The 23,574-nt window shown below is 47.0% G+C and carries 1 protein-coding gene; it reads left to right on the forward strand.

The window, feature by feature from the left end:
* Window positions 1-487: 487 nt before the first annotated feature.
* A partial coding sequence (locus ICN24_RS07755) for an autotransporter-associated beta strand repeat-containing protein (protein ID WP_216222696.1) occupies window positions 488-23,574 on the forward strand: 23,087 nt, incomplete at its 3' end.

The raw sequence follows: 23,574 nt of genomic DNA on the forward strand, positions 1-23,574 counted from the left end.
TTTTTAGTTAAAGAGCGCTCAATATCTCTGCAAAATTTACAAACTATTTGAGTAAATTTCAGGATTTTTATGAATAAAAAATTCATCTCATGATGGTGAAAAAAGCATGACAAAAGTACAAAAAGAGGTGATTTCAAGTGCGGGAATGGGAGTGATGGGGTGGGGTAGAGAAATGGTGGTTTTTAGGCAAAATTTGCTCGTATGGAAAAAAGGGAAAAAATAGAGCCTTGATCGGACGGGGGTCCTAGACCTTGACAAGTCAATTATTTGCTATCGATTTTGCCCTTATCTAAAATGGCGTCTGCGGTGTTTTTCTATATGTACAAAGGGTTTAAAGCAGAGTCGTATAAATGAAAAACACACAAATGTTATTGAAATTATTTTGCAAAAACTGAAACACTTTCTCCTTATGCGTAGCGCAAAAATGCACAAGCAAATGTGCAGGGGAATTGCTGTGTTTTCGCAAACAGAATTCAGTCTTACTGTGATGAAAAATTGGGGCAAAAAGATTGCTCTGAATGCAGCTACAAAAGTAGCCAAAATTTTTGTCAGGACTCAAAAAATCAAGACTGCATTTATTGCCCTAAATTGGCAAATTAATTCCAGCCATGTTTTGGATTCTTTTTCTTTTCATGCCCAGACTTTTGTCGATGCCATTTTGAAAAAGAAATCTTTCCGAGCGAAGACTAACTCCTCTTTTACTCACAAAATTGCTCAGCCGACGATTTTTTCTGGCATCTCACTCAAACCCAAATCCATTTTGGGTTTTTTCGTTTTAATTGCATTCCAAACGGAGTTTGTCGTAGCGCAACCCCTCAATGCATTGCCTACTAATGGCAAGGTGGTTGCAGGTTCTGCAACAATTTCGCAAACATCAAACACGATGACGGTTAATCAAAGCACGCAGCGTGCGGTGATTAACTGGGATAGCTTCAATGTGGGCAAAAATGCCACCGTAAACTTCAATACTCCAGGGTCAAATGCGGTTACCTTGAACCGGGTGTCTGGTAATAGCATCTCCGTAATCGATGGAGCCATGCATTCCAATGGCCAAATCCTCCTAGTGAACCAAAATGGGGTGGTTTTTGGCAAGGGGGCCCAAGTGGACGCTGCCGCCGTGACTGCCAGCACCCTCAATATTGCCGATAAAGACTTTATGGACGGGAAATCGACCTATCAGGGCGGTGGAAGCGGCAAAATCATCAATAAAGGGACGATCAGCACTAATACGGCTGATGGTTTTATTGCCTTATTAGCCCCAGAGGTTCAAAACCAGGGTTATGTCCTGGCCAGAATGGGCGGATCGGTTGCCATGGCTGCTGGCGAGCAAATTACCCTCAATTTCCAGGGTAACCACAGCTTAGTAGGTATCAGTGTCGATAAAGCGGCCTTTAAGGCGCTCGTAGCCAATAAGAAAGTGGTTGAGACGGATGGCGGCTTGATTGTTCTAGCTGCCGGAGCCGCGAATCAGCTCATGAGCTCGGTAGTAAAGAACACCGGAAAAATCTCCGCAAACTCAGCTGTGAACAATGGCGGGGTAATTGAGTTGGTGGCCAATACCGTTACTCAAGCGGGCACAGTAGAGGCAAACAGTACAGCCCAAGGTAAAACAGGCGGTCAAGTAAATCTGGTCGCTAACGATATCAAGATCAATAAGAAATCCACAACCACTGCAACGGGTACAGCTGGTGGCGGACAGGTGAATGTTGGTTTAGCGCAAACTCAAGTTTCTGGTGGCGTGCAAGTGAATGCACAAACACCAAGCTCAAATACGGCTGAGCAAAATCAAGCAGTCGTTGCAAGTAATGCAACGCAAGCAGTGAACGCAAAGCAAATGGCAAACACTGTGACCGTAAAAGCGGGTGCAGTGATTGATGTGTCTGCCACGCAAAAGGGTAACGCAGGATCTATCGCGATTTGGTCGCAAGTAAAAACAACTGTTGCTGGAACTCTCAAAGCAATTGGTGGTGCACTCGGTGGTAACGGTGGATTTGTAGAGACGAGTTCTAAGGGTGCAGTGAACCTCGCGCCAAAAATGCTTGTTGATACAAGCGCTGCAAAAGGTCGCTCTGGTCTATGGTTCTTAGATCCAATTGATTTAATCATTGATGCATCTGCAGCGAATGTGATTTCTCTTGCGTTAGCAAACAATAACGTCAGCATTGCTGTACATGGCAATGTCTGCCCAAGCCTTGGTAGCTGTACACAAGCGGGTAGCGGGTCACTCACGATTGCAAGTGGCGCAAACATTTTGAAGCAAGGCACTACACCAACAACATTGACCTTAACATCATCTGGTATTTTCAATTTGAACGCTGACATCAGCGGACAAAACTTAAGCGTAATTATTAGTAGTTCAATTGCATACTTGAACGTTGGTACGAGCATCACCGCAAATCAGGTTACGGTTCAAGCGCAAACAATTTATTCAAACGGCACAATCAATGCAAGTAATGGCGCAACACTTGGTGCTGCCATTCAATTACTTGCGCAGGCAATTTATGTTTCTGGAAGTTTGAGTACATCAACCAATTCAAACACCAATAACAACACCACGAATACATCGGTAACGTATAACGGCAACATTATTCGCAAAGAAGATTTGCCAACGTTCTTGACAGCGCAAAATAATCCAAACGGTAATGTTGCAAGCGGACTGGATGTGGTTTACACCTCTACAGCAGCGAATGATTCAAGCGCCAGCGCTCAAGCCAATCCAAATCAGACCAATATCATTCACCTGAATGCGGTAAATGATCTGACAATCTATAGCTCCGCCCAAATTTTGGCCAATGGCACAAATGGTGGCCAAATTACCTTATCGGCGCAGCAGTTCAATGCCCAAAGTGGATCTTTAATTCAGGCTAATGGTAATAACGGCCCCGGCGGCGTGATTGCTGTTAGCGGTACAGATATTCATTTAGCGGGAACGGTTGCGGCCAATGGTAGCAATGGCGGTTCTTTTGCCGTTACTGCAAACACCTTAACAATGGATAACGCAGCAGTAGTGCAAACCAATGGCCAGGCTGGCCCTGGCGGCACGATTACGCTTACCTCTAATCACGATATTCAAATTAACCAAGCGCAGATCAGCGCTAATGGCTCAACTGATGGCGGCTTGATATATGTAACAAGTCGATCAGGCAGCCTAAACCTCTTTGACTCACTAATTCAGACTAACGGCGGCAATGGTCGCGGTGGAAGCATTGGAATCTCAGGCGTACAAAGCACAAATATTTTAAGTAGCAATATCGCAGCAACAGGTAGTACCCATGGTGGCAGTATTTATATCGGTTACGACTCCACTGGTAACACATCAATACCCTTTACCGAATACATCAACATTGATGCTAATTCAGTCATCAATACTCAAGCAAGTAACGGCCCTGGCGGCTTCGTTGAAACTTCAGGCCATTACGTCACGCAACTATCTGGAACTATCACAGTAGGCCATGGCGGCAACTGGTTAATTGATCCATACGACTATACCTATGCTGCTAATGACACTTCCATTTGGACTGCGCTTAATAGTGGAAATGTAACCATTAATACGCTAAATGCTTCTGCATCCGGCGTCTCATTGAATGGCAACAGTACTGCAGGCAGCGGAAACATCGTTATTAATGGTGATTTAAGGGATTACACCCAAGGCGCTGGAAATTCCTTGAATTTAACTGCTGGCGGCAATATCACCATTAACGGCATTGTCTCAATGAACAGCCATAACCTCAGCATGATAGCTGGAGGTAACATCACCGTTAATAGTTCATTGTTTGATTTGACTGGTTACGGACTCACCATGATTGCCACAGGCAATATAAGTATTGTCAATGGCCTTACTATAAAAGCGGGTGGCTTCAATATTTCTGCTGCAACATATAGCGGAACTGGAGGTCTCCAAAATAATTATGCCAACACTGGTTTTATATTGGCAGCCACTTCAACAACAACGTTTGCTGGCGCAATTTCAACTGGCACGAATCTGGTTTTAAATTCCGCAACAAACCAAACATTCACACTGACTGGAATAATCAGCGGTTCTGGTGGCATAACCGCTCGAAGCGGTGGAACAGGTGGACTCGTTCTCACGGGTGCCAACACCTATACTGGCGCCACAATATTAACTAGTGTCGTAACGCAAATTTATACGGCTAGTGGCGCCTCTCCAACCACGGAGACATATACCTCTCTGTTGGCGGCAGGGACAACTTTGGCTTCTGGTCAATCGATTACATCCGGCTCTTATAGATTGAGCATGCAGGGCGATGGTAATTTAGTTCTCTACACCGGCTCTGGTTTCTCCACCGTAGCCTATGCTACGGGCACCAGTGGAAATAATGGAGCTTGGTTGGCAATGCAAGGTGATGGTAATCTTGTCATTTATGGTAGTAATAACACTACAGTTTTATATGCAAGATATGGTGTAGCAGGTAATAACCTGACTCTTGGAAGCAGTGGCAGCTTGGCGCTTACGAACTCTAGCTCTGGAGTGCTGAAAGTTGCGAACACCGGATCTCTGGGAACTAGCAACAGCTACGCAGGCAATATTTCTATTCAGTACGGAACTTTCTCTTATGAATCTTCTGTCAATCAAACTTTATCGGGCAACATTAGTGGTACGGGTGCACTAAACAAAGCGGGTAGCAGTACACTCACTCTCGCCGGCTCTAATACATATGGTGGTACCACCACAATCAATGCTGGCACCTTACAGGCCGGCTCATCTAGTGCCCTTCCATCTTCTACAGACCTAACAATTGCTACGGGCGCTACCTTGGATATGTGGGGCTATCCTGTTACCGTTGGTTCATTATCTGGTGCGGGATCCATTATCTCCACAAAAACACCGGTTCAAACTGGAAGTGGGCTAATTGTTTCTTTAGATGCAGCAAACCCAGCCTCTTATTCTGGTAGCGGAACAACTTGGACAAACCTAGTAAATAATGCGCTGAATGCGACTATTTCTGGTAATCCAACATATAGCGCCTCCGGTGGATATTTCACGCTCAATGGAACGAGTCAGTATTTCAATCTGGGTCAAAGTGCTTCTCTTTTATTAAATGGAAGCAGTGCATTTACTTTTAACTTATGGATAAGCGTACCAACTCCAGCAAGTAGTAATGGCGTATTAATTTCTAGGCAGAATACCAGCGTTCAGGGCGATTATCTGATGTATATGAACAACGGTAGTGTTGTTGGATATCGTGAAGTAGCGCCATGGGGTAATGCTCAAACTACCTCGGCTGTCACGGCAAATCAGTTGTCACAAGTGACTATGGTCTACAACCCAACCAATACCACCATTTATACCTATATCAATGGCGCTTTCCAGGGTTCTTACTCATCACCAACTAGCTCAACAAGCACTGGAACAACTACAAATACATTAATTGGTGCAATGTATACAAATAGCGTCGCAAGTAACTTTTTCCAAGGAAATATCTATGCAGTACAAATCTACAACACTGCATTGAGCGCTTCACAGATTCAAGGGAATACTGCAGCGAGCTTGACCGTAGGGAATGGTAGTAATACCAATTTCAGCGGTGTTATATCCAATGCAATTAGCCTAACAAAAACTGGTACCAGCACCTTGACTCTCTCTGGCGCTAATACATATTCAGGTACTACGACTATTAGTGCTGGTACTTTACAGGTTGGGGCGGGAGGCGCAACGGGTAATTTGGGTACGGGCAGCATTGTGAATAATGCGGCATTAATTTATAACCTCAGCAATGCATATACCGAGAGCAATGCTATCTCTGGCAGCGGGACCCTAACTCAGAATAATGCTAGCGTACTAACTCTGACTGGTGCCAATACCTATACTGGTAGCACTACTATCAGTGCTGGCACTTTGAAAATTGGTGGTAGCAGTACCTTAGGAGGCGGTACCTATACTGCCGCAATTGTTAATAACGGTATCTTTGAGTATTCCTCAATCAACAGTCAAACTCTTTCCACTGGCATTATCTCCGGAACGGGGTCAATCCTTAAGGATGTAAACACCGCTTCAACATTAACTCTTGCTGGTGCCAATACCTACAGCGGTGGTACAACAGTTTCTGCTGGCACATTGAGAATTGCGAGCGGCGGTACTGCTGGTGCAACAACAGGTGCGATGACTATTACTAACGCTACTCTCGATTTGCAGACTGCAGTAACACTTGGCTCTCTGATTATGTCTGGAACATCCCCAGCCATCACTAACAGTTCCGGCACATCTTCTCTAGTAGTAAGCGGCACCTCCACTTTAGCTAATGCCATTACTACTAGCGGCGCTCAAACCTATAGTGGTGCAGTTACTTTGGGTGCTAATACTACGCTTACAACTACCAATAGTGCTGTAGTTTTTGCTGGGGCTGTAGACGGAACGGCATCTGGTTCGCAGTCGTTAACGGTTGCTAGTGGAACGGGTTCTATTGTGTTGGGTGGCAATGTTGGAGGATCTGTATCTCTATCATCTCTCAATTTCAGCAGTAGCACCGCATCCACCGTGTTAATAGGCTCGGTAACTACGGCTGGCTCACAAACATATGCAGGCGCATTGTATGTGGCAGGTAGCTCACCAACATTGAGCAGCAGCAGTGGTGGAGTGACGATTACTGGTGCTATTTCAACCGGTGCAATTTTCCAATTTACTTATGCTGCAACCAATTATTTATTAAACGGCACTTCTACCGCAGCCTCTAGCTCAGCCGTTCAGGCTGGTTTGATTGTGACGACTAGTGGCACAGGCTTGTTCTCAGTCTCTACCGTAGTGCCTTTATCAGGCATACAGTATTTAGTTGTTGGCGGCGGCGGCGGCGGTTCTATTGGTTGTACTTGCTACAACGGTGGCGGTGGCGGTGGCGGTGGCGCTGTACTTACGAATTCAAACAGCTCTTTAGCGACTGGTACCAACTATGGAATCACAATTGGTAACGCTGGAGCCGGCGCAACTGGAAGCGTAGTCGCAAATGGTGGAAATGGCGGTACCACTTCTATGACTGGTTTAGTTGGTGGAACAGTATCTGCGGCAGGCGGAGGGGGTTCAGTGGGGGGTGTTGTTACCGTTAATTCGAATCCATGGTTTGGAATTGGCGGCACCGCAGGTAATGCGAACAGTGGCGCTGGCGGCTATGGAGGCAGCAATAGTTGCGGCTCCATTTGTTCACTTGAGAACGGCGGCAATGGTTTCACCAGCTCTATCACCGGCACATCTTATGTTTATGGTTCTGGCGGCGGCGGCGGTTCAGGCTACAGTATTGGTGGTGGAACTGCTGGCTCAGGCGGTACTGGAGCGGGTAACGGTGCCCCAGGTAATGGTAATGCCACAAGTAATGGTGTTTCTGGCACCAATTATGGTTCTGGCGGTGGAGGCTCTTACAGCACGGGCAATGCTGGTTCGGGTGTGGGTGGAACAGTTGTTTTGGCTTTACCTTCTAATGCATTAACTATTAATGCAGGTAGCGGGGCGGTTTCGATCGGGTCATCAAGCAAGCTCACCAGCTTAACAATCACATCAAGCTCAAGTTCCTCAGCTCAAAGCAATAGCGGAGTGATTAGTGGTGTAACTAATTTAATTTACAACGGTTCTGGAACATTCACTCTAGCCGGTACCAACACCTACACCGGCGGCACGACGATCTCTGGTGGCACTTTGCAAGTTGGCACAGGAAGTACAACCGGAAACTTAGGTACCGGTGGCGTTACAGATAATGCTGCGCTGATCTTTAAAAGAAGTGATGCGATTACTGACAGCAACAATATCTCCGGCTCAGGCACTCTGACTCAAGCTGGCTCAGGCACATTAACCTTGAGTGGTAATAACAGCTATACAGGTGGCACCGTACTAAATGCAGGAACGCTGAATCTTGGCTCTGCAAATGCGATTGGTAGTACTGGAACTATTACCTTTGGCAATAATTCTGGCTCGATTACTGGTGGCGGTATTTTGCAGTACAGCTCCAGTAACACCACTGACTACTCGAGTCGTTTTAGCAATGCGATATTCCAAACGTACATCATTGATACCAATGGCCAGTCAGTCACTTTGAATAGTGCGTTATCCAGTAACGGTGGCACGCTCATCAAGCAAGGTTCAGGTACTTTAACTCTTGGCGGAGCGAATACGTACGCCAATGGTAGTGGGACCCAGATTTATGGCGGTACTCTGCAGGTTAGCGGTGACGGAAATCTTGGGGGTGACACTCCTATTTGGTTGATTGGGGGCAATCTGCTCGCCTCATCCTCTTTCACCACCAGCAAGAACATTATCGCTAGTGGTACTGGCGGAAATATTCAGGTTGCAAGTGGCGCAACCTTGACGCTGAGTGGATCCATGATTAACGGCACTACCATTAATCTTGGCGGATCATCTACCAGCAGCACTTACACTGGATCGATCGTTTATGCGCCAAGTAGCGGCACGGTTACTAACCTGAATCTCTACGCAGGCACGTTATTAGCTAATTCCTCCTTCACGCTTGCTAATGCATTGACTGTCTATGGTGGAACGATTTCGGCAACCTCAGGTTCGACGCTAACATTAAGCAATATCGTTAGTGGAACTGCTGGCATCAATATTGGTGACGCCACTAATACAGGTACCGTAATCCTATCCAACACCTCAAATGCATTTAGTGGTGGTACGACTGTGAACTATGGCACTTTAAGTGTCAGCGCACAAACCAATTTACCCAGTGGAAATACTGTCACATTAACCAACGGCGCAACTCTTCTAGATACAGCGAATAGCGTAACTCTTGCCAATAATATTGTTTTAGGAGCGGGCGGCGGTGTCATCGCAGTCAATGGCCCGGCCAATACCTTAATTTTATCCGGAACTATGACTGGAGCCAACGCTATTCAGTTTGGTACGAGCGCTAATAATGGAATTGTTTCTTTATCTACTATTAAAGCCTTCACGGGAAACATGTCTGTGGTTGGTGCCACAGTAAAACTTGCCTACACTACTGGTGGAGTTTTATCTGGTGTGACTGCTATTGGCATCTCTGGTAGCGGCACATTAGCAATCACTGGCGGTGGATACAATCCGTTTAGTAAAGCCGTTACTATAACCATTGCCAATGGCACGTTTGCTAACCAACAAACTGGCACCGGTGGAATTGGCGCTTCCTTTAGCGCAGGCTCCACCATTAACCTCAATGGCAATGCAACGGTTAGCTTGTCTGGAGTCGGTGATACTTGGGGTTCGCTCACTTTATATACGACAACTTTTAATTCCACCGGAACTGGTAACTCAATCACTGGTGGAGCGATTGCAGCGCAGGGCGCTACAACGGTTAATGTGACCAATAGCGGTGAGTCCCTAACTATTAGCTCGATATTGGAAAATGCTAATAGTGTTGCTGCCTCTTGGACCAAGACTGGTGCTGGAACCCTGATCCTGACGGGTGCCAATACCTACAGTGGTGGCACAACAATTTCTGTTGGCACCATACAGGTTGGCGCAGGTAGTACAACCGGCAATCTGGGTACGGGTGGGGTAGTGAATAATTCTGCGCTCGTTTACAACCGTAGTGATTCTCTTACAGATAACAATCTTATTTCTGGAACCGGTACGGTTACTCAGGCTGGCACAGGCACTACGACGCTAGGTGGCGCGAACACTTACACTGGTAATACAACAATCAATGCAGGTACTCTAGCCAATACAGTATCCGGATCTAGCACAAGAACTGCTACCTTCATTATTAATAACGGCGGTACTTATAAGCTTCTCTCTACAAATGGATTTCCAAATAACTCTACTAATGGCTACACCTTCGTTGTAAATAGTGGTGGAACGCTGGATCTGAATGGCGTAGGCTGGATTGACGGTGGATCAACTGGTTATGCAATTCAACTTAACGGTGGATCTTTGTCCAATAGTTCAGCAACAGCAGCTACTGTGACAATGAGTTATTCACCCACTAGAGATATTGTGCTGGCAGCCAATTCTTATATTGGCGGCACAGGTAACATCACTTTGAATGGCGTCATTAGTGGCGCTTACAGCTTAACCAACTCTAATACTGGGGTAGTGACGCTTGGTGGAGCTAACTCCTATTCTGGCGGCACATTCATTAATGCTGGCACAGTACAAATTAGCTCTGATGGCAATTTAGGCGCTGTACCAAGCTCAGCAGCTACTAACGTCACTATTAACGGTGGCGGATTGTTGGCCAGCGGACAAACTAGCGCATTGTCGATTGGCGCAAACCGCGGTATCGCGATCGGCTCTAGTGGTGGCTCTATCAGTAATGCCAGCACAACTTACACATTAACTGTTGCCGGAGTGATATCTGGCTCCAACACGCTCACGATTAATGCAGGTAGCAATACCGGCACCGTTATTCTCTCGAATGCCGCGAACTCATATACCGGCAACACCACGATTAACGGCGGTACCTTGCAAATTGGATCGGCGGGTACTCTTGGCAGCGGGTCTTATGCTGGAAACATCAGCATCGCCACAGGCGCAACTTTTAAATATTCGTCATCTGCAGCACAAACACTCTCTGGTGCAATTTCAGGAGTGGGCACCCTCACTAAAGATACCAGCACATCCGTGTTAACGATCTCAAACGTGAACACCTTATTTACTGGCCCAGTAAATGCGAATGCTGGTACCTTAGCGCTAACAAACCCTAGCGCCTTGGGTGGTTCAACAGGTGGTTTACTGACGATTGGTGCGGCCGGAACAGTGGATCTCCAGTACGCTGGCACAGTTACTCTGGCAACCCTATCTATTGCTTCTGGTGGTGCCATCACTAATTCCACTAACAATAGTGCCTTGACTGTATCGGGTACAAGCAGCTTGGGTGGAAGTGTGAGCACTAATGGCTTGCAAACCTACACTGGAGCTGTAACTTTAGGAGCCAACACAAGTCTTACCGCTACCGCAGCCCCAGTTACATTTAGCTCAACTATCGATAGCGTTACTGGATCGAATTACTCTTTAACTATTACCAATGGAAGCGGTAGTAATACGTTTGCTGGAGTAGTAGGGGGCACCACTCCTTTATCTACGATCTCAGTATCTGGTGCTAGTACATTGATGGGTTCTGTCACAACAAACGGGGCTAGCGGGCAACTCTGGAGTAGTGATTTAATTATTGCCGGCAACATTTCGCTCAATAGCAACAATGGTTCAGTCACAGTAAATGGTGCGATCACCATTCCTCAAGGCCTCAATATTCTGCAACTAACAGGATCTGGTGCTTATAGCGATACTGTTGGCGGCTCTACATACACTGGTACTGTTAGCTCCTCTGCCACTGCCTTGCCTGGTGGCGGTGGTAATTTGTCATATTCCGCTGGCGCTTACTCTTGGGTTGCCCCCGTCAACGTCCAAGCTCAATACTTGGTTGTGGCTGGCGGTGGCGGCGGTGGTGGAAACATTGGTGGCGGCGGTGGCGGCGGCGGCGTTGTTGCTGGTACCTTTACAGGCGGAACCGCACTGACTTATACAGCTATCGTGGGCGCCGGAGGAAGCGGTATCAATGTCAACCAGATTGGAGGCGGTGCGGGTGGTGATTCTAAGTTAACCCAAGCAACACTTTCATTAAATGTGGATGCTGTTGGCGGCGGCGGCGGCGCCTATTACTCGAATAACGGTTTATCGGGTGGATCAGGCGGCGGCGCTGGAGGTGGTGGCGCTGGTTCTGGTGGCTCAGGTACCTCTGGGCAAGGGAATGCCGGCGGTGCAGCTCCTTCTAGTCTTGCTGCAGCTGGTGGTGGCGGTGGTGCTGGCGGCCCAGGATCTGCTGGCAATAATAGTTACACGCTTGGCGCGGTAGCTGGTGGAAATGGTGGCCCTGGTCTCGCTTCAAATATCACCGGAAGCACTGTTTATTACGGTGCGGGTGGCGGTGGATCTAGTGGCGCATATGGCGGTAGCGGAGGCCTAGGTGGTGGCGGCAACGGCGGCACTTACATCATTGCTGGCGCTAATTCCGCTGCTGTCGCAGGGTCGGGCTATGGAAGTGGTGGTGGTGGTGGTTATGGCACGATCCTCAATGGGGCTAATGGATCAGCGGGTACAGTGATCTTGTCCTACTATGCCTCCTATACATTTGCTATTAACGCTGGCAGCGGAAAAGTATCGATCACCAATAATGTGAATCCTACGACTGCAAATGCAAACTATCTGAAGTCGATCTCAATTGCTTCTACAAACACAACAAGCATTATTAGTGGAAACATTAACGGAACATCCTCGTTAACATTTAATGGTACTTCTGCAGGCGTGCTTCAGCTCTCTGGTAGCAATACCTACACAGGCGGCACTACCGTCAGCGGTGGTATTTTGGCTATTAGCGCTGATGCCAACTTAGGTGCCGTACCATCAATAGCTACACCAGCCTCAGTTACGCTGTCAGGTGGTGCTTTGCAGGCTATTGGCGCAACAGGTGAAACAAGTCCAACTGTTGTCACTCTGAATGTAAATCGCGGCATTACTTTAAGTTCAGCTAGCGGCTTAGCTGCAAGTACTACAACTACTAGCGGAACAACTTATGTTGATGTCTTGTCAATTCCAGGCGTCGTCACTGGGGCAGGGGCACTTACTATTAATGGTGCAAGTCAAGGCGGTACTGTTCTCTTAACTAATTCTGCCAATACGTATGGCACTACTAGCTTAACAACAGCCACCACAATTAAGGCTGGTATCTTGGCCATTGTTGCAGATGGAAGTTTGGGAACATTGCCTTCAGCAGCTCAAGCTGCCTCCATTAGTCTAACTGGCGGTACTTTACAAGCGTATGGCCCGTCTAATGAGAGTAGTGCGACTACCGTAACACTCAACGCTTTACGTGGTATTACGGTATCCGCCAATACAGCCGGCTTAGCAGCAACTAGCAATACTAACTATACGGATATTCTTGTAGTTTCTGGAGTAGTAACGGGTACTAATACCTTATTGATAAATAGCGCAGGACAGGGCGGCAAGGTTAGCTTGACTGGAGCAAACACGCATACAGGCAATCTCACCATTAGTGCTGGAACATTGCAGGTTGGTGGGTCTGGAACCTTAAATAGCGGAAGCTATGGTACAGGCTCTATCTCTATTGCTACAGGCGCTGTATTGCAGTATTCCTCTTCTGCCGATCAAAACTTATATGGTGGCATTACTGGCGGCGGATCAATTCTAAAGGATACATCGACAAGCCTACTATCGCTTTCTACTCAGAGTGCTAATAGTAATTACAGTGGTGGCACCACTATTAAAAAGGGTGTTGTTGATCTTTATTCTGCCTACAGCGCTGGAACGGGAACTATCACTTTGGGTGATACCGTGAGCGGTAGCAATGCAGTGAACTTAAATGTACTGAATACAACCACCCTCACTAATGGAATCATACTTAACCCTTATGGCGTTCTAACGGTAAGTAACCGCTTCTCCTCAAATGGCGCTGGTTACTATCCGATCTATACCGGCGGTATTACTGGGAACAACAATCTGATTATTGGTGGTGTATCTGGTGGTAGCATGACCTTCACCACCAATCCAATTAATATCAGCGGGACTATTACCAATACCACTGCTGCATGGGGTGCAACCCCAGTATCTATTACAGCCGCGATTGGCTCAAACGTTACCGGAATTATTCAAAATGGTGGTGCACCGTTAGCAATTAGTGGTGCGTTGAATATTAATTCTGGTGGTACCACCATTACCGATACGTCGGGCACAGTGACGATTTCTGGAGGCGTGACTGGTACGGGCAATCTCGTGCTGAATAACAATACAACGACCAATAATGCGCTCACTATCTCTACAGCGAGTGTAAATAACGTTGGCACCATCACGAATAGCGGAACTGGTACTGGTGCAACACTTATTAGTGGCGGGGTAGGTTCCAATGTCACCCGAATTATTCAAAATAGCGCAACATCAGCATTGTCTATTGCGACTACTGCGTTGACTGTAAATAGCTCTGGAACCACCTTAACAGATACAGCTGGTTCGTTAACAGTCTCTGGAGGAGTAACTGGGACTGGTAATTTAGTTCTCAACAACAATAGCAATACAGCTAATGGAATTACTTTATCAACTACCAATGTAAATAACACTGGCACTATTACAAATAGCGGTAATGGAACCGGCAATTCTTTAATTAGCATAGCCATTGGCACTGCTAATACAGGTGTTGTACAAAACAGCAGTACTTCAGCATTGATTCTGACCGGTACAAACCTTTATACCAATGGCACCACCATTACGTCTGGAACTTTGCAGGTTGGGGCGGGCGGTACTGCAGGTACTTTGGGTTCCGGCACCCTCAGTAATAGCGGTAACCTTAGCTTTAACTTAAGCAGTGCATTGAGCATTGGCTCCAATTTGACTGGTGCTGGATCAGTTACGCAATTGGGTTCTGGTGCCTTAACGCTTTCAGGTGACAACTCTTATCAAGGTGGTACCTTTATTGGCCCATCATCCAAAATTATTGTCACAAGCGCTAATGCTTTGGGCGGCTCTTCTGGTGGCGTCGTCAATATTGGCGCATCCGGAATATTAGACCTGCAATATGCTGGAACTATCACTTTGACCTCATTAGTGATGGCAACAGGAAGCTCTATCACTAATACCACCACTAACAGTGCATTGACTGTTTCTGGTACAAGCACCTTGCTTGGTACGGTAACCACCAGCGGTGCGCAGACTTATACGGGTGCAGTATTGGTGGGCGGCGCTACCACCTTAAACACTACAAATGCTGGAGTTTCATTTGGCAGCACTGTTTCTTCATCGGTAACGCTTACCGAGGTAATTCAATTCTTGGGAGGCGGTTCATATAACTTCGCAGGAACTGCAGGAACCGCTACAGGTACAGCAACTACATTTGCTGATGGCTCATCTATTGCCTATAACAGCTCTACTGGTGTTTATACCTTTGTAGCAGGATCATCCGCCTCTTCTCAATATTTAGTTGTCGGCGGCGGCGGTGGTGGTAGCAGAGGCGTTAACAGTGTTTACTATGGCGCTGGGGCAGGTGGTGGCGCAGTCCTGTCTGGAGCTACTTCCTTGGTTTTGGGTAGCAGCTATAGCGTGACTGTTGGTGTGGGTGGCGCTGGACAATCTTTGGGAACTGCAGCAACCATTAGTGCTGCTGCAGGATCAGCTCCAGCTACTACTAGTGCCTCATCCGGCTACAACGGCGGTAAGGGAGGAGCATCATCTTTTGCCTCAATTACTGCAAACGGCGGTTTGGGCAGTATTGCTAATAGCGCAATAGGTTCTGCGAGTGGTAACGGCTATGCTGGCGGCACAGGCAGTGGAGCCCCTTATGCTTATGTTCAGGGCTCGGTATGTAGCGCCGGAGGTTGTGGCGCTGGCGGCGGCGGCGGTGCAGGTGGCGTTGGTACTGCCACTGCAGCAGGAGCTGGGATTTCATCTTCAATTACTGGTACCGCAGTAACTTATGGAACTGGTGGTTGGTCTTGCGCCAGCAGCGCATGCACCGTAGCCAACATCGTTGCCAATACAGGCGCAGGGGCAGGTGATAATGGTTCCCCATCACCATCTGGAAGTGCGGGTGTAGTCATACTCTCCATTCCAAATGCGATTACAACTACATCGCTCACCATTAATGCTGGTAATGGTGCGGTCAGCATGGTTGGTAATGTCACCAACCTCAATTTAGTCATTAATTCGAAGAGTGCATCCAGCTCAATTGCTGGGGTGATTTCTGGGCCCGTTTCATTGACTTATAACAATGGTTCTGGCTACACAACAATTGCAACCCCAGTCTTGGTGCTTTCTAATACCAATACATACAGCGGTGGTACAACAGTAATTGCAGGCACTGCGCAGGCTGGAAGTGCTACTGCGTTTGGTACGGGTGCAATCACAGTTGGTTCCGGTGTTAACTCTCTGGGTTCTGTTGATGTGCACGGGTATGCGATTGCCAATAGTTTGACGGTCTATGGCGGTGGAGCGCTTGGCGCGATTGCCAATAATGGCTCAACTGCGGTGACCCTGGGTAATGCAATCACCGTTGGCTCTGCTTTCTCATTCGGTGGCTCAGGTGGTTTAACTATTAGCAATGCAATTTCTGCTTCCACTAATGGCATTGCCTTTGTTGGAACGGGTTCCTACACATTAACCAATACCTCTAATTCCATTGCCACTATCGGCGGTGTAAGCGCAACTACGATCGGTGCTCTGAACCTGGTTGATTCTGTTGCTTTAACCGTAGGTTCTGTCACCCTGAATTCCATTGCGTATGCTGGTATCAATAGTAGTGGGGCAGTTACGCTGACAGCGACATCATCGTCTGGTACAGGCATTAGTTTTAGTAATAACTTAAATGCAACTGGCGCAATTATCATCAGCGGCACAGGTAGCTCAAGCTCATCCTATAACGGCATTTATATTGCTAGCGCAGTGGGTGTCACTTCAACAGGTAGCACGGTCACCATGACCGGAGTAGGTGGCTATGGAGTGCAGCTCTATGACGGCTCATCCAGCGTTAGGGCGAATGGTGATCTTAATATCAACGGTACTGGCGCTAATTCAACAAACGGTATTGGAGTCTTTTTGACTTATGCGTCTGGTACCGGCGGGTTTATTAAGTCTGATACCGGCAATATCAACCTAAAAGGTGTAAGCAATAGCCCTAATTACGGAACTTATGTGCGCATGCCTGTCATTGCTACTTTAGGCTCGGTAACGATATCGGGTGCTGGCTCCACTGGAGGTCTAGCTTTTGATGGTTGGTACGGATCAGTTGCTGCTGGTCAAAATATTACTTTAATTGGCTATTCCACAGCTGGTTACGGTGTTTACTTGCACATGGCCAACAATGCATCAGGATATTTACTAGCCGCCAATTCAGCAAACTCATCCTTAATCAATGGCAATATCACTATTGCTGCTAATGCTGCTGCAAGCTCAGGCATTTATACAGATATCGCTAATACGATTTATGCCTACAACGGTAGTATTGATTTCAGAAATTCGGCATTCACAGGCACACTTGCAAATGGAGTAACTAACTCTGTCTTTGCGACAGCAGGTGCAGCGGGTTCTGCAGTGAGCTCCTTAAATGGTATCGCTTGGAATGGCAGTATGTATGCTCTGAACAACAGCACGCCAGCATCAGCCACAAACGGCGGCACAATTACTATTAATTCGAACCCAACCAATACTGCAACCAGTGCAGCTGCTACTGGATTCCAGTTGAATGGCAATGGATCCATCATGAGTGCATGGGGTGATATCACCATCAATGCCAACGGCACACCAAATGGCGTAAATAGCGCTGGTGCCTGGCAGGGCATTATGATGAATGGCACCTCCCAGCAGATTCGGAGTTATAACGGCGCCATTACCTTGGTCGGTACTGCAAATAACACGACGACATCGCCTTATATTTCAGGTGGCGTTACCCTCTACGATGACTCCGATCTCATACGGGCAAAAAATTCTGTCAGCATTACAGGTATTGATTTGCCAACCATTGGTGCTTATCTAACCATTACCAATACTGGCACCAACGGTGGCGTCACTTCTGAAACTAGCAATATCATCATTAACGGAATAAGTAACTCTGCAAGCTATGCAGGAACTTATATCCGTAATGCAATTAGTGCTCCAAATGGCGCTATCACTATTAGTGGCGCCGGTAATATTGCAGGTCTCTACTTAGACTGGGCATCACCTTCAGTTTCTGCTGGAGGTAATATTTCTTTAGCTGGTTATTCAACAGCAGGTAATGGTTTATACATCACGGTAGGCGGCCTTACTCCGGCAATTAGCTCTACCGGCGGGAATATTATTCTGGCTGGTTACTCCGGCGCTTCAGCAAGCTACGGCATCTATGACTCCGGTATTAATATTCGCACTACTGGCGGTAATATCGTTGCCGAAGGCGCTAGTCTGAGTGGTATTGCAGGAACCAATACTAATGCGACATCAGCCTTGGTAGCTGCTGCAACAGCCGGTACACCAGTATTTGCCACCGGTAATAGTGCCATTGCTGCTTATGGCGTTACCGGAGGTTTCTATGACACTGGCACATTAAGTGCTTCGGGTACCATCACCATTAACGGCACTTCAAGCACTGGTACCGCTGTCACCGCAACCGGTGCAATCTCAGGTAGTGCGCTGACAGTAACAGCAAATGCCACTACAGCATCAACCATTGCTTCTTTAGGTGCCATCACTATTAATGCTGGTGGCAGCGATATTTCAGTAACGGCAAATAATTCCACCGCTGGATCAAGCACCGGCATTACGCAAACAGGTGCTATTACCGATAACGCTAATGGAGGCAACATCACATTTGCATCTAATAACAATATCACTCAGTCCGGCACTATTACCTTGGCTTCTAACACTACGGCCACATCAACTGTGCTCTATGACAATACAACAGGCAATAAGAGTTCAGCGATTACTGTTGGCATACTAAATAATAGTAATAGTACTAAGCCTGTTAATTACTCCATGTTGGCCGCTGGTGGTTCAATAGATCCGGCTGTTTCTGTTTCAGGCGCCATTGTTCTTGATAATACTTACGGTTGCACCGGTGTTTCATGTACACCAATCAGTGGATTTATTACACCAATTAATGCCCCCACTTATGCCACAAGCTCGGTAGGCGTCACGACAACTGGTGCCCTAACAGCAGGTACATCCGTCACCATTAAAGGAATATCAAGTGGCGGCAACGGCGTGGTCTTGGGTGGAGTGGTTACCGCCAATTCTGGAGATGTAACCATCACAGGAGCAACAACTGCCGCCGGAAGTATTGCCGTCAATATCCCAGCGGGCTCAAGCATTTATGCCCCTGCAGGCAATATCAATATCAATGCCTACAACTCGAATCCTGCTGTTACTAGTGTGATGTTGCAAATTGCTGGTTCTTCAGCGGCCTCACCATTATTGATCAGCGCTTCCGGCAATATTAATTTGACAGCCTATGCAGCATCATCTAGTACATCATTAATATCTACTTCCTATGCCGTCTTGGCATCGGGTGGTGACACTACAATTTCTGCATCCGGTAGCGGTGCTAGTGGTACCGCAGTGTATTTAGGTAACACCGCAATTAATGCAGGCGGTAACTTCACAGTGCAGGGCGCTTACTTACCATCTCTGGGTACAGTTCTTTCTGCGGCATCAGGTGTATTAGCAACAACGCCAGCTACTTCAAGCGGAGTTATGGCCTCTAATCTATCCGATGTAACTATTAGTTCTGCCAGTCTAACTGGAGCCTATATCCCGGGTACTGCTGCCACTACATTTATTGTTCCTGTTGCTGGAGTTAATAACCAGTGGATCTTGGCCTATCAGGATGGTACCTATGTGAAGATGGTTGAGTTGACACTATCGCTTAGTAGCAATACTGTCATGATGACTCCTGCTGCAGCTGGCTTTGTAACGAATACCGCATTTGCTGGATATTCTGGTAATACTATTTCTACAGTAAACCAAGCATGGAATGCTCGCACAGCACAAACGTTGGTTGGCGCTACTTCGGCAAACGGATATGGTGCTTCTAATGTTGTGCTCTCAGTCAATCAACCCGCTTCCGCACCGGTTGGATTGGCTGGATCTGCTGTTGCTGCTGGGGGTCATGGCATCACTATATCAACCGCATCGATGACCGTACCAGCTGGACAAGTCAACGCAGGAACCTATAGCGGAGTTGTTGCGGGCGGCAATGTATGGATGGGTGCTGCTACGACTGGTGCTTACTACGGCATTACTCTACAGGCACCCGTGACATCAAATAATGGTTCGATTACCCTAATTGGTACAAGCGGTGGAAATGGTGGAGTTGGTGTCTACATAGCAGCCGCTGGCAGTCTAACGACCTTAGGTCCGAACAACGGCAGTATTAATGTCTATGGTTCTAGCACTAATGCCACTGGTGGTTATGGTGTGTATCTTTTGGGCTCAAGTGTAAGCTCGCCAACTGTCATTAGTTCTGCGGCTGCCACCAATATTATTGGTTACGCTGCCGGCACCACCAGTGCATTTGCCATTTGGGCTAATAGTTCTTACAGCGTCATTAGGGCAGGTTCTGATTTATTAGTTTCAGGTTCTACGCCAAATGGTGCTGGTTCTCAAGGAATTCTCCTGACGTATGTGGCGCTTCAGGCAGTGGGGAACATTACCGTTCAAGGGGCTACTCTAGGAACTCTGAGCGCGCAAAATGGTGGCGTATCTGGAACGACTATTGCTAACGTAGCTACCACTGTTCAGGGTGCCGCTGTTAATGGTGGCACTCAGTATGCCGTTTGGATTAACGATACAGTCACCATTACTAGTGGAGGCCTTTCTTATATTGGCATCTTGGCTGGTGGAAATGTTTGGATTGCGGGCTCTACGGGCACTAGCTCTGGTGGTTACCATGGTATTTATGAACTTTCTCCAATAACTGCAATTAATGGTTCTGTCACCTTAATTGGCACCACGGGTGGCTATACTGCACACGGTGTCGAGTTGGGCGCAAGTGCTTCTATTACTTCAGGCACTGCTGGCGGACTCGTTTATTCAGCCAATACAAGTGCAAGCGCACTTACTGCTCCAGCCATGATTTCTAATGCTGGCTTTGGCACATTAATTGGCCAGGTTGGCGGTACAACATTACCAACCCTCAGTGCTGCAACGATTGCGGGAGGTTCTGTTAATGCAGCGGGAACCAATACGGCTGGCGGGCGGGCTGCAACCGCTATTGCAACTTACGCTACCGGCCTAAATACTGCCGACTATATTATTGGCGTTGTTGATGTTCCTTTAAGCGGAACTACTTATACCAAGATGGTTGAGCTACGTCTTACATTGGTTGGTAATCTTGTTTATGCGGCTGCAATTAATGCGCAATACAACACCGGCACTTTGACAACTGGTGGTGCTACCAATTTATTGGGCGGTACAACTAACTTATTAACTCTGTGGAATTCTGGTGCAGCAAGTTCTACAGCCAATACCAGAACGGCAGCAGGTTATGGCCTAGGTAATTTGACGTTCACAAATTCTGTGTCCGTAAGCTCGACTACAACATCCACCAATGGCGCTATTTCCCTTTACGGTAGCAGTAGTCACACCACAGGTGGTGTTGGTATACAAATCAACGGATCCAGCAGTGCTTCACCAAATTACTTTGTCACCACTGGACCAATAACCTTTGCAGGTTATGCAGCCGGCACTAGTGCTCAGGCTATCTACATCACAACCTACTCGTATGAGCAGGCTGGCGGCAATATTACATTTGCAGGCTCTACACCAAATAGTTCAAATAGCCAGACCATGTGGCTAGTGAATAACGTCGTCAATGCAGGCGGGACATACTTTATTGAAGGCGCAACCACAACAACCTTAAGCGCTCAAAATGGTGGTTCATCTGGAACCACAATTAGTGGCGTTGCTTCTCCGGTACTTGGATCTGCTGTAAATGGCGGTAATCAACATGCTGTTTATCTCAATGGCGCTGGATCGGTAACTTATAACGGAATAAGCTATAGCGATATTACTGCCGCCGGAAATATCTGGATTGCTGGTTCTACAGGTAGCGGTGTTAATGGCTTTAACGGTCTATACATTAATGGGCCTTCCATTAATTCAACCGGAGGAAGTATTACCCTAATTGGTGCGAGTGCTAGTGCAACTGGTACAGGCGCTTATTTCGCTGCTACTAGCAACGTCATTGCCTCTGGCGATATCAATATTTACGCAAGTAATTCAAATGGAAGTTATGGTTACGCTCTTACTATATCGGGTGGAGGTGCTACCAATACACCGTTTGTGATTAAGGCAGGCGGCAATCTCAATATTGCTGCATATCAGGCGGGTACCGGCACTGCTGCTGCTTACTACGATATGTATATCTCTAACTATGCTTTGTTGAAGTCTGGTGGCAATATGATCATCGGACTTGCTTCACCAAATAATAGCTCTGTATACACCTACGAAGCTTACTTAGTTAATACTGCAATTTATGCTGGTGGATCATTAACCATCCAGAACGCATCACTTACCACCTTGAGCGCTCAAAATGGTGGTGTATCTGGAACTACAATTTCTAACGTTGCAACAGCAACAGCAGGAAATGCTAACTTTGGTGGTAACTGGGGCCTGTTTTTCTCTGCAAATGTAACCGTAACTAACGGTGGCACGAACTACACCGGAATTAAAGCGGTGGGTGATATTTTGATGGGGGCTAGCAGCACTGGTGCTAATACAACAGCTTTTAGGACTTATGCACCAATTACATCAACTACTGGCGCAATTACAATTAATGGAACAGCAACTGGAGCTAGCGCAACCGCTATACATATATACGAAGTAGCACTTACTTCAGCGGGATTAACTACTTTGGCCGCCACCTCTTCAGGTAGTAATACTAATGTGGGCGTATTAACTTCTAGTGGATCAACGATCGCTTCAGCTGGAGGCGTATTGATTACTGGAACGGGTACTACTGGCGGCACTAATGCGGCAGTCACAGTTTCAGGGGCAATCACTAACACCGGCACTACAGGTACAGGCGTCACTATTAAGAGTACAGGAAATACCACGGTTGGTAATGTAACCAACTCAGGTGCAAATGGCATTCGCATTGCTGGCGGTGCCAATATTGCTGCTGGTACTACCTCAGGTGGCACGATTAGCTCAGTAGGCACTTTGACCAATACTGCTGGCGGTATTGGTTTCTCCGTTGGGGCGCCAAGCTCTAATCCTGGCATCAGTGGAACTCTTGAGTACATCCTTGGAATCACCTCTGCCAATGCGGATGCAAGCAAAAACGTTAGCTATGGAATAGTAGGGGGCACATTCACAAATGCTACAAACTATTTCAGCGGCACTAATTTTATTGATTACCGTCAAACTCTAAATTACACAATTACTGCTACAGTTTCAGGCAACTACTCTGCAGCTTATGGCACGGCCTATAACTCCACATCAGCAACCAGCTGGCTACAGGCGCACACCAGTGTCGCAATTTCAGGCTCTTCTACCTTCGGCGTAAGCGCTGGGTCAGCTTTAACAGTTTTGACATTTAATAGCACTATTGGTGCATCAAGCCTCAATGCAAATAATGTTCAAACTAGTACGCCATTAACTAGCAGCAGCTTAACTGCCACCGATGGTGCGATTGTAGTTTTATCTGGAACGCCTACTTACACAATTACCAAGGCAAATCTCACCATTACTGATAATGCGCAATCCTATACTTATAATGGATTGAGCTATGTTGCAAATCAGCAATTCACACTATCAGGTTTAGTAACCTCTATTGGTGGAGTGGCAACTACCGATGCTGTTTCATCGGTTACCCAAGCATTTAAGACCGGTACAACGGTTGGCTCTGGAACAGTCTTAACGGGTAGCAATGCTGCTATTGTTGGCGCTTACAATGCGGTGCCAAGCGCTGCTGTAGGTACAAACTTGGGTAATTACAATATTAGCTACGCTGGCGCAGCATCAACAGTCACTGCAGCACCTCTTGGCATCACCATCACCGGCACCTATGCTAAGAGCACTACGATTACCCCAACAGCCTTTACGACTAATGGCCTAGTCAATAGCGAAACCATTACTGCCATTAGTAGCGCTACTGTTAATAATGCCAA

Origin of the sequence: Polynucleobacter sp. UK-Kesae-W10 (assembly GCF_018881575.1) — a bacterium.
GTDB lineage: Bacteria > Pseudomonadota > Gammaproteobacteria > Burkholderiales > Burkholderiaceae > Polynucleobacter.